Origin of the sequence: Oscillatoria sp. CS-180 (assembly GCF_028330965.1) — a bacterium.
In the GTDB taxonomy this organism is placed as follows: domain Bacteria; phylum Cyanobacteriota; class Cyanobacteriia; order Phormidesmidales; family Phormidesmidaceae; genus Halomicronema.
Window position 1 is genome coordinate 7944 of the sequence record NZ_JAQMUB010000065.1, and the last position, 12655, is coordinate 20598.

At 55.7% G+C, this 12655-nt stretch carries 2 protein-coding genes; both read right to left on the reverse strand.

All coding sequences use genetic code 11. The features are described 5' to 3' along the window. Positions 1-76 precede the first annotated feature (76 nt). Positions 77-4816: a type I polyketide synthase gene (locus PN498_RS15340; protein WP_272063703.1), complete on the reverse strand. Its 4740-nt coding sequence runs from the start codon at positions 4814-4816 to the stop codon at positions 77-79. After that, positions 4813-12651: a type I polyketide synthase gene (locus PN498_RS15345; protein ID WP_272063704.1), complete on the reverse strand. Its 7839-nt coding sequence runs from the start codon at positions 12649-12651 to the stop codon at positions 4813-4815. Before PN498_RS15345 ends, PN498_RS15340 begins: the two co-directional genes overlap by 4 nt. Between the last annotated feature and the right edge of the window lie 4 nt (positions 12652-12655).

The window sequence follows — 12655 nt, forward strand, 5'->3', positions numbered from 1 at the left end:
CGGTAGACATTTTCCTTCGATCTTTGTTGGCTTATGAAGTACTAGAGCCTGATTCATGCATTCTACAGTTCGATAGTCATGCTTGATGGTTAATTTGATTTTCAACATCTGCCGGCGACATGGTTTCGATTTGTTTCAACAAGTCTTCGATGGCAGCTTGATCAGCATTATCAAGCTGATTTTCCTGGACGATTTTAGCAATGCCAGCGACGGTAGGCGCTTCGAATAAAAAGGCCCGCATAGGGAGTTCGACTTGGAATTCTCTTCGCAATCGCGTCACGGCTTGAATCGCCAGTAATGAGTGTCCGCCTAACTCGAAGAAGTTGTCATGAATGCCGACTTTCTCAACGCCAAGTAAATCCTGCATGGCTTCAGCAACAGCAGCTTCAACAGCGTTTCTGGGAGGAACATAATGATTTGAAAGCTGGGATCTATTGCTGGGGTTTAACAATTCAGCTTTGTTGCTCTCTGCCAGTGTTTCTGGATGATGAATCCACTGGTCGATGCGATCGCGCAGATTTCCCGGCGATACGGCCACCTGACTCAGGTGGGGCTGCGCGAGCACTCGCTTCGTCGTTTGCCAAACCTCTTCCGGCGTCATGGCTGAATCCAACCAGGTAGAACCTGTCTGCTGTGGGGCATCATCCAAGCGGCAGGCATCCCAGTTGATGCTGAGCCACCGCGAGGGATCGTCACGATGGGCCGTTACAAGGCTGTCTAGATAGCTGCTGACCGCAGCGTAAGCTCCAAAACCAATGCCGCCGACCACGGAGGATAGAGACGATTGGAGGAGTACAAAGTCGGGCGTTTGTTCCGCGAGAGCCGACATCAGGACTTGGATGCCTGCGATTTTGGAGCGAAACGTTTGCTTACACATCTGCGGGGTGAGTTCCGGCAGAGGGTAGCTGGCGCGATCGCCCATGACGCCAGTGTGAAAAACGCCGTGGATCTCTCCGAACAGGTCTATTCCTTGCTCTACGGCGGTATTCACCTGCCCGGTATCTGCGAGGTCAGCGCTAAACCAGAGGTAATCTGTTCCCACGCTTCCTAAACTTTGAAGTTTGCGAATCAGCCCGCTCACCTCATGTTGAGGACCGTGGGTCGCCATCCACTGCTCCCAGTTGTCGGCAGCCGGTAGACCAGGACGACCGATTAGCACCAACCGGGCCTGACATTCTCGCCTGAGTGCTTGAGCATAGACCAGCCCCAGCCCCTCGACTAAATCTCCGGCGATTAGATAGGTGCTTTGTGATCTGAAGGGTGATTGACGTTCAGACAGCGGCAGTGGCTCGTAAGTTTGTATCCAACGATAGCCGTCTCGGTAAGCCACGATAGGATTGGACGCCGTGAGTTCTCCATACAAGTTGCCTTCCAGCGTCTCAAGTGACATCGCATCCGTCGTTGCTGCAACGATATCTAAGTGCCGACAGCGAACGTGGGCCAATTCTTGAGGAATTACCTTGCACAGCCCTGATAGCATTGCCTGTTGAGGTTGAACCGCATCTGTGCCAACGACATCGTGTCCTTGGGTCGTCATAACGGTAAGGTTGGTGGAGCCAGAGCGATCGCTGGCAATCAGGGCCTGAACGAGATGCAGCACGCTATGGAAGCCCATCGTCAAATCACCAGACTCATCGGCCAGGCTCCAGCCATGAACCCAATGGGATGGCTGCTGACCAGCGGTTTCCAGAGTTTGAATGAGGGTTTGGTAGTCCTCGGGATTGTGAGGATTGAGCGTGTAAGCCTGTTCCTGTTGAGAGAACTGTTGACCAGGTTGAACGGTGATCACCTTCTGTCCGGCTGCTATCAGCCGCTGAGCTAGAGCAGAACTGATGGTGTCCGCAGTGAAGATCCCCCAACAGTCGCTTGTGGGAGGTTCAGGTTGTGATAAGTACGACCTGCCCCAGGATGGCACATAGAACCAGTCCGCCAAATCCGCTGCCTTCGCCTCTGTTGCAGGCTCTAATCGCTCAAAGCCTTCTGGGTTCAACGGCACCCAATACCGCTGTCGTTCGAACGGGTAGGTGGGCAACGGCACCCGTCGTCTCGCTTTGTGGGCAGAGACATTCGACCATTGCACGGATACTCCGGCTAACCATAGCTGCCCCAAACTGCCCAGCATAACGGCAGTATCGGCAACAGTCTCTTGAGGATGAGGGAGCGAATTCAAAACGAGGTAAGCATCTCGTTGGGTGGGGTCCATCTCCTGATGAGCCAGTGTTTTCAAGGCGCGCCCTGGCCCCACTTCCAGCAAGATTGGATTGGATAATTGCAATAGTTCCTGCACGTTGTCATGGAACCGCACGGGCTGTCGTAAATGCTGGGCCCAATACGCTGGGTTGGTCGCTTCTGCCGCTGTTAACCAGGTGCCCGTCACGTTTGACAGCACATCAATCTGAGGTGGGCTGAGCACCATTTGACCCAACAATGCCTTCAGTTCGGCCACGGCGGGTTCCATCAGGGGTGAGTGAAAGCCGTGGGATGTCTTGAGCTGTCGATAGCTGATAGGTTTGGAGTCCAACAGCGACTGGAAAGCGGTAATCGCCGTTTCTGTGCCCGATACAGCACAGAGTTCTGGCCCATTGACTGCCGCGATCGCCACATCATTCGGCAATAAAGCTGCCAATGCCGCCTCCGACAACGCGACCGACAGCATTGCGCCCGTTGGACAATCCTGCATCAATTGCCCCCGCGCGGTGACCAGCTGTAGTCCATCCTCCAGAGAAAAGACTTCGGCAACACAGGCCGCTACATATTCCCCAATACTGTGTCCAATCAATGCCTGGGGTTCAATGCCCCAAGAGCGCCAGAGCTGAACCAGAGCGTATTCGAGCGCGAAGAGGGCAGGTTGGGCGAATGCAGTTTGGTGAATGGGGGCTGGAGGTTGGGGGTTGAGAGAGTCTGAATTTTGAATTTTGAATTTTGTAGGGCTTTGCCCTTCCCGGAGGGTAGTTTGAATGTCGTCTCCGTAGAGCACCTCTAGGAGGTCAATGTCGTCATCTGCCAGAATCGCAGCGCAACGGTCTATGGCCTGCCGGAAGACAGGCTCAGTGTCGTAAAGGTCGCGACCCATGTTGGGGTATTGGCTGCCCTGACCGGAGAACATGAAGGCGATCGCGGCAGGGGCATGACCAGCCACTCGGGTAGGAAGGTTGTCCGAGATTAACTGCTTGACCGCGTCTGTTGCCGTCTGACACCAACAAATACGGCGATGGGGTAAGGCACGACGACCCACCTGTAAGGTATGAGCGACGTCTGCCAGTTTCAACTCAGGATGGGCTTCCAGGTGTCGAGCCAAATTCTCCGTGGCTTTATCCAAAGCTGTCGCTGTTTTAGCCGATAGGATTAAAAGCTGCTCCGCTTCCCCCTGGTCTTGTGAGATAGCAGCCGGACGCCTTGCTTCTCTACCATCCGTTGTCGGACTTTGCCTGTCTATATCCGCTCCTTCTTCTAAGATGACGTGGGCGTTCGTGCCGCCCATGCCAAAGGAACTGACGCCAGCGCGACGGGGAGTCTCATCGCGGGGCCAATCGCTGAGTTGACTCTGGATGGTGAAGGGACTGTTGGCAAAGTCAATTTTGGGGTTGGGTTGTTGAAAGTGAAGGCTAGGTGGAAGCTGGCGATGTTTTAAGGCCAGCGCAGTTTTGATGAGTCCGACGATGCCAGCAGCGGCGTCCAGATGACCTAAGTTCGTTTTGATAGAGCCGATCGCGCAGCCACCGGGATGATGGTGGAGGGCCTTTGACAGTGCGGCAATTTCGATGGGATCGCCGAGGGCGGTGCCTGTACCATGCGCTTCGATGTAGCTGAGGCTAGCCGGATCAACCTTGGCCCGCTCCAGAGCGGCCATGATAACAGCCGCCTGGCCAGAGACACTGGGAGCTGTGAGGCTGACTTTCTCAGCGCCATCATTATTGATGGCAGAGCCTCGAATGACGGCATAGATAGTGTCGCGATCAGTAATGGCTTCTGATAGGCGCTTAAGGACGACAATGCCCACTCCGTTGCCGAACACGGTGCCCTGAGCCGCAGCATCGAAGGCACGACAGCAGCCATCGGGGGAGGCAATACCATCACTTTGGTAGGGGTAGCCCTGAGGTGCCGTATTACCGACCGTGACGCCGCCTGCCAAAGCCATGTCGCATTCCGTTTGCAGCAAGCTCTGACAGGCTTGATGAACGCTCACCAGTGAGGTGGAGCAGCCCGTTTGGACACCGCAGCTCGGTCCTTTGAGGTTCAACTGGTAGGAGACCCGGGTCGTCATCAGCCCCATGACGTTGCTTACGACTGCCTGCACCGTGTCTGTAGACGCTCGCAGCTTGGGATCAGAAAAGAGGTTGACTAAATAGCTATTGAGGGCAGCGCCACCGTAAACGCCAATGCGACCGGAATACTGACGGCTGTCATAGCCTGCATCTTCTAATGCCGTCCAAGCACACTCCAGAAAGGCCCGATGCTGAGGATCGATGAGTTCAGCTTCGCGAGGGGAATAGCCAAAAAAGGCCGCATCAAAGCTGTCGGCTTCAGAAAACCCCGCATAGGCGCGGACATAATCTGCTTGCTGAAACGTCTCCGATGAGACTCCAGCAGCTTCCAGCTCTTGATCAGACAGCACGCGAATACCGGACTGACCCGCTATGAGCATCTGCCACAGCTCCTCAAGGCTGTCGGCACCGGGAAACCGACCCGCCATGCCGATGATGGCAACTCGCTCGTTTTTAGCTTGCTCCACCGCTTCGAGCTGCGATCGCGCCTCTCGCAGTGCCCGTAGAATGCGCTCATCAGTCGATTTTGGGTTAGGTAAACTCTGTGTCATGACGATGGATTGAGTAAGCGTTCGAGGGCAGCTAGTTCTTCCGCAATGGGATCATCGGGGGAGTTGGGAGGGTTGGAATCGAGTACTTCCAAGGGAGGGAGGGGTGTTGGCGGAGGACTAGCCATTGAAGTTGCCTGCCGCTGTTCCCGTAACTCCCTTAGCTTTGAATCGGTTTCAGGCCTCGGTTCTGGCACATTGGGAGGAGAAAGCAGCTCGGACTCTGCCAAATGCTGAGCCAGCGCTGCAATGGTGGGATGTTCAAAGATCACGGTGGAAGAGACCGAAGTCCCCAACTGAGTGTCCAGGCGGTTCTTCAGTTCCACCGCCATCAGTGAATCCATCCCCATGTCAAAAAAGCCCAGTTGAGGATCGGGGAGTTGGTTTGTCGATCGCCCCAGCACTTGAGCCACCTCCTGTTGCAGGGCTGTGGTGAGAAAATTCAGGCGCTGGCGTTCTGGCAAGTCCTGCAAACGCGATCGCCAATTGGCGGTGGAAGCGACAGGAACGGACTGCTGGAACGGCTCAAAGAAAGGATCATCGGCCCCTGCCCGACTGAGGAACTGAGACCAGCGAATGGGAATGACTCCGACCTGGGCCTCACTGGGATGGGCGAGTAACTGGGAAAGGATATGGAGTCCCTGATCTGGGGCGATCGCACCCACTCCTCTCAGCTGCATCTGCTGATCGACCTGTCGTTGGGCGGCTGCCCCCGCTCCTGACCAAGCGCCCCAATTAATGCTCAGGCCCGGAAGTCCTAAGGTCTGGCGATAGTGAGCGAGGGCATCCAAATAGGCATTGGCGGCGACGTGACTGCCCTGCCCCGGAGACCCCAACAGAGACGCGGCTGAAGAAAACAGCACAAAGAATTCCAGCGGTTGATCCTGAGTCAGTTCGTGTAGATGCCAAGCTCCGTAAGCTTTGGGGGCCAAGACTGTCTCCATCCGCTCCCAAGTCAACTGCTGCAAAATGCCATCATCCAGCACCCCTGCCGCATGAATCACTCCCCGCAGTGGAGCGTTCAAGGACGCGATCGCAGCAGCCAACTCCTCTCGTTGAGAGACATCTGCCTGAATGACGTTAACTTTGGCTCCTTTGTCGTCTAGTGCCTGTAGCTGAGCTTGCGTTTCAGGTGAAATGTCTGTGGGCGATCGCCGACTCAGCAGTACCAGTTGACCCGCTCCCTGGTTGGCTAACCAGTCCGCCGTGAGAAGCCCCAAACCGCCGAGGCCACCTGTAATGAGGTAAGCGGCATCGGGATGAGTAGAGAGAGAAAGATGTTCTGGGTTATGGGGTATGCTTCGTGCAGACAAAGCCCCCTGTTGTTCGTTATTCGTTCTTAATTCCGCTTCGAATAAGGAAGGCCCTGCACTGTTCCTTTCTGCGATCGTGAATACAATTTTGCCAACGTGCTTTGCCTGCTGCATAGTGCGAAAGGCGCTGATGGCATCGGTGATGGGAAAGACTCGATGGGGCAAGGGACGAAGTTGTGCGGTCTCGAAGGCGTGAGCGAGGGTTTGCAGCATCGCCTGTATCTGCTGCGGGGCCTGCCGAGTGAGGGACAGGAGATCGACCAGATGATAGGCAACATGCGGCTTCACAGTGGCGACTTGGGCAGCACTCCACACGTCTCGTTTGCCGATTTCGATGAACCGTCCCTGAGACTTGAGTACAGACAGGCTTTTCGGGATGAATTCGCCGGATAGCGAATTGAAGACGACATCAACGCCATTGCCCTCGGTCGCTGCGCGGATGTCCTCCGCAAAGTCTAGGATGCGGGAATTCATGACGTGCCGAATGCCCATGCGCTTGAGTGCTGGCCATTTGTAGGGACTGGCGGTAGCGAACACTTCGGCTCCTCGGCTCCGGGCAATCTGGACCGCCGCCATCCCGGTGCCCCCAGCCGCAGCGTGAATCAGTACCCGTTCCCCGGACTGTAGTTGAGCCACTTCTGCCAAAGCGTAGTAGGCCGTGAGGAAATTGGCGGGAATGGTGGCAGCTTCTACGGCGCTGAGGTTTTGAGGCTGAGGGACTGCCAGCACCGCAGGCACGGTAACGGATTGGGCAAAGCTCCCGGCTGCCAGCGCCATAACGCGATCGCCGATCTTCAGATGCGTCACCTCCGCTCCGACAGCAATGACTTCACCTACACACTCGACGCCCAGCCAGTCTCGCTCGAAAGGTAGCAGTCCCAGTGCATCCAGTACATCAATAAAGTTGAGTCCAGCAGCATCAACCCAAATTTCCACCTCGTCAAGCTGAACAGCGCGGCGGGTCGAGGGCTGAAGCTGGAGATTATCTGGCGTTCCCTTGGTAGCGATCGCTAGACGGAAGTTAGCCTCTTGTGTCCTCAAACTAGGCAGTTCAAGAGAAGGCGGCAGGCTAAACTTCCCGAGCCGAGCCATTCGTCGCTGTCCTTGACGATAGGCGATGGTCTCCGGTTCAGGTGGGGTTTGCAATTCCGCGGCCAACTCTGCCATCCACTGCTCAAACGTTGCATCGGGGTCGAGATCGAGGCGACAGCAGCGCAGAGCGGGATGCTCCAGCGCAATCACTCGTCCCAGCCCCCACAGTGAGGCTTGACTCGGATTGGTTACAGGGGAACAAGCCGCCCCTTGGGTCACCAAATACAGTTGGGGCGGCTGAGATAGCTCAGTCAACATTTGCACCCAGTGCAACAGACCGCTAAAGCTACATTCCAGCGCTTCGGGGGTGAGCGATTTCGACAGACTTGACCAGTAGACGACTGTTTCAGGGACAGCGTCAGCAGCATTCAAAGCCTGCCAGAGTCGCCGGAGATCCTCAATTTTGCGGGGGTCAAGGATAAAGGTATCGGGGGACGTTTGAGCGTAGCGATCGCCCCACTCTGCCCATAGGCAACGGATGCCCTGCTCTACCAAAATTTCAGTCAAACCATCCGCCGGACGTTGCCCCTCAGCCAAAATCAGGCAGGCAGGCGCTTGATTAGGCTGATCCAGGTCCAAATCTCTCTGAGCCACTATCACCGTCTGCGGTAGCAGGTGGTGAGACATACCAGCGTGAAACCCAGCGTTACTCTCAGTGTCGTTCGGTTCCGCTGATGCTTCAGCCAACCAATGGGAAGAATCGGGTTGCAGTATCGCCGTCGTGAAGCCACTTTTATCCAGGAGCGTTTGCCATTGAGCCGCCGACAGCAGGGGATAGTCGGACCGCAAATCACGATCCGTAAACTTCCACCAGCCTTCGGTTAGGCCAAAAATCAGGTCAAGCCACAGCAGAGGCTGAGTGCTTTCCAGCAAGATCAACTCGCCTCCAGGGGCCAGTAGCTCTCGCACATGGGTCAGCGTTTGTCGCAAGTCAGCTGTAGCGTGCAGTACATTGGCTGCGATGACCAAATCAAACGGCTGGTGGAATCCCTGATCGGCAGGCGATCGCTCAATATCCAACACGTCATAGCGGACAAAAGGATAGTCCCGAAAACGCTCCTGTGCCTTGGAGAGGAACATCGCTGAAACATCTGTAAAGATGTACTCCACGTTCTGAAGATGAGGCAGCAGATAAGCGGTTGTGCCCCCGGTACCCGCACCGATTTCGAGAATGCGAAGGGGCGGTTTAGCGTCTCCAATGGTGGCTGTCACTGCTCGCTGCAACAAGGAATTCATCACTTGCGCCCCAACGGAGGACTCGTAAAGCCGAGTCAGATCAGCCATATTGCCTTTGGGAAAGAGCAGTGTTAGCGGATCAACGTCACCCCGGAGCACTGTGGCCAAGTTTTCGCCACAGCGATTGAGAAGCGTGAGTTCTGCGTCTACGATTTTGGCGTTTGACGTTTGACGTTTGGCATTTGCTATTTCTGATTCCTGACTCGCGGCTTCTGACTTCTGCAAAAGTCGCTGAAAGAGTCCTCGCTGTTGCGGTGCGATGTTCCAGAGTGAGGCTAGTTCGGCAGGGCTATCGTCAGGAGATGGGTTGCCGAAGGTGGCGATCGCCTGCTGAATATAAGCCAGACTGAGCTGCTCCAGTTCCGGCAAGCATTGTCGATAGGCGATGACCTCGGGCTGATTCAGCAAATCATCAAAGGCGGATGCGATATGTTGACAGACAGCATCCGGCGATCGCAGCAGCTCAGCGGGGGGTGTCACGTTGGGAAGCAGTTTGATTTGCCAATCGACCTGATAAAGCCAGTCGTGAAACTGGGGTGTACCTAATACGCGAGCAGGCGTGGCAGGTCGGAGCTTCAGCCCTTCTAGGATGCCAACGAGCTGGCCATCCTCCAGGAAGATTTGAAGATCTGCGGTGGCTTCTCGCTCTCCGATGTGCACTTGAGCATGACACCACAACTGATAGTTAACCTGCGCCAAATTCAGCCCCGCCTGAAGATGGACGTTAGCAATTCCAGCTGGCAGGTAAGTTTCCCCATGAGGCTGATCCAGAAAAATGGCAGCCAAACTCTGCAAGCAGGCATCTAAGAGAACAGGATGGAGATGATAATTGGTCGCTGTCGGATGCAGGGTTTGCGGTAGTTGGAGGCGACTCAAGACCTCATGCTTTCCTTTCCAAATCGTTTTGATCGCCTGGAAGCGATCGCCATAAACCACCCCCTGATCCGCTAGCCGCTGATAGCAAATATCAACCGGGACAGGTTCGGAACAGCGCGATCGCAACTGGGCCAGCTCTAACGACGAATCGGTTGCCTCTGCCACTACCTGACCACTGGCATGAAGCACCCAGTCTGAGTCGGTCAGGCTGAGTATTTCGAAGTGGGCAGGCGAATTCTCTTCGGGGAGCAGCAATACCTGTACGGTTTTAGGCTGATCCAGAACCAGCGCTTGATGGAGGGTGACGGCCTCAAGCCTTAGGGGGGTATTGGGATAGGTGTGACGGAGGGCGGCGATCGCCATTTCGATAAACCCTGCTGCGGGAAGCACCACTGCTCCAAAAACAAGGTGATCTCGTAAGTAGTCGGGAGAGTCTGAGCTGATGTAACTCTCGAAGTGAAGGGTGGATGTCCGGGGCAGGTTGAGTGGGTTGCCTAAAAGAGGATGAAAAGACCCACAGGGCGTAACCGTACGCCTAATCTGGGCAGGTGCATCAATATCGGCCCAGTAGCGCTGGCGCTGGAAAGGATAGGTTGGAAGGGCAACTCGCTGATGAGAACGGCCCTGATCAACAGCATCCCAGTGGATAGCGGCACCTGCTACGTACAGCTCTCCGAGACTGGTAAGTAACGTTTGACTGTTGGCGTCTGATCGCAGGCTGGGCAACCAGAGCGCATTCAGGTTGGGTAGGCAGAGTTGTCCCATCGCTAGCAGAATGGGCTTTGCACCCAGTTCCACAAAGGTGTTGTAGTCCTGCGCTGCTAATGTCGTCATTCCCGCCATAAACTGAACGGGCTGACGGACATGATTCACCCAATAGTCTGCATGGGCAACGTCCGTCACCTGTCCAGTTACGTTAGAAACCAGCTCTAACTGAGGCGGCCTGTAGCTTACCGTGTTTGCCACTTCCTTGAAGTCGGCCATCATCGGCTCCATCAGCGCTGAATGAAAGGCGTGGGAGACTGGCAGCGGCTGCGTTTTGATCCCCTGCTCAGTTAGCGTCGCGGTTACTGAGGCAAGCGCAGACTGCTCACCCGAAATCACCGTGGCTTCAGGGCCATTGATGGCGGCAATAGAAATATCAGGGGGCAGGATTGGAGAGAGGCGATCGCGAGCAGCCTTCACCGCCACCATGCCGCCCCCGACGGGCAGCGCCTGCATCAACCGCCCCCGGGCGGCCACCAATCGCAGTCCATCCTCTAGGCTAAAGACCCCGGCAAGACAGGCGGCGACATATTCCCCAAGGCTGTGCCCCATGACGCCATCGGGTTCGATGCCCCAGGCCAGCCAGAGTTGAGCGAGGGCATATTCGAGGGCGAAGAGGGCGGGTTGGGTATAGGCGGGTTGGTGGAGTTTAGCGTCTGAATTGTGAATGATGAGTTTTGAATTGTGAATGTCGCTTCCATAGAGCACGTCTAGGAGATCGATCCCTTCGGCTGTCAGAAGGTCAGCACAGCGGTCCAGGGCCTGTTGGAAGGTGGGTTCGGTGTCGTACAGCTCTCGGCCCATGTTGGGGTATTGAGAGCCTTGTCCGGTGAAGAGAAAGGCGATTTTTCGAGGTGTGCGAGTGGGGTGAACGAGGTGCGTTGTTGATGGGTTGGAGAGTATATGCAGTTGATGTTGAGCGTCTTCAATGGAGTTCGTCACGATCGCCAGTCGATGGGCAAAGTGCGATCGCAACTGATGCCCGCTCCAGCAAATGTCTGCCAGAGATTCCTTTGCTTCCAGGATCCAATCCGCATAGCGCTGGGCTAACTCTTGCAGTGCTTCTGGGTCCTTTGCTGCCAGTGTCAGTAGTTGCCAGGATCGGGGTGGGGAGTGGGGAGTAGGGTTTTCGCTATGGGGTTGGGGGTGTGGGTTGGCTTGTTGATTGAGAGGGGCGGCTGCCAAGACCACATGGGCATTCGTGCCGCTAAATCCGAAGGAACTAACGCCTGCCAATCGGGACGGGTCTTGCTGCCAGGGCTGAGCCTGTCGGGTGACAACGATAGGCAGTTCAGACCAGGAAATATGAGGACTGGGCTGGTGAAAATGCAGGTGGGGTGGCAGGGTTTCATGCTGTAGGGACAACACGACTTTAATCAGTCCGGCAATTCCGGCAGCGGCTTCGAGGTGACCGATATTGGTTTTGACGGAACCAATGTATAGTGGCTGCTCTGGCGTATGACTGTTGCCGAAAACAGCTCCCAACGCTCCGACTTCTATGGGATCACCCAGGGATGTGCCTGTCCCATGAGCCTCGATATAGCTGATTTGATCGGGTTGAACATCTGCGTTCTCCAGTGCCTGACGAATCACCGCCTGCTGAGACGGCCCATTGGGAACCGTCAGTCCACCGCTGCGCCCATCCTGGTTAACAGCAGAGCCACGAATTAAGGCCAAGATGTTGTCTCCGTCGGCGATCGCATCGGACAAGCGCTTCAGCACGACGACACCACAGCCTTCTCCACGGGCGAAACCATCAGCAGCGGCATCGAAAGTTTTGCAGCGACCGTCGGGCGCTAGCATTCTAGCTTTGGAGAAATTGATACTAAATTCAGGCGCAATCAGGCGATTGACGCCTCCAGTTAAGGCGGCATCGCATTCCCGATGCCGTAGACTCTGACAAGCTAGATGAACGGCTACCAGGGATGAAGAGCAGGCGGTATCCACCGCTAGGCTGGGTCCCGTTAATCCCAGATTGTAAGACAATCGTCCAGCGGCGGCGCTATGGGAGTTGCCTGTTGCTAGGTAGGCGTCAACATCAGCTTCAGGGCGCTGTAGCAGGTATCTAGAATAGTCGTTGCTGCTGATGCCTACAAACACGCCGACAGGACGCCCTGACCATTGATCTGGCACCACTCCAGCGTGCTCCAGGGCCTCCCAGGCCACTTCCATCAGCAGGCGCTGTTGGGGATCAAGGCTAACGGCTTCTTTGGGGGCAATGCCGAAAAAGGCCGCGTCAAATTCTTGCAGATGGTCAACAAAGCCGCCATAGCGGGTGACGATTTTGCCAGCGGCCTCAGGATTGGGATCGTGATACTCGTCTACATTCCAGCGATCGCTTGGCACAGTCGAAATGGCGTCTACTCCTTGCTCTAAAAGCTGCCAGTAGGCGGCAGGACTGTTAGCACCCCCCGGAAAGCGGCAGCCTATGCCAATGATCGCGATGGGTTCCTTGTCCACCTGCTGCAATTCTGAAACTTTGGCTTGCAGCTTCTCGATGGCCTGAAGTGCGCGGGCCATCCGTTGACTATTCGCAGTGGAGGTGCTGTGAACCACGAGT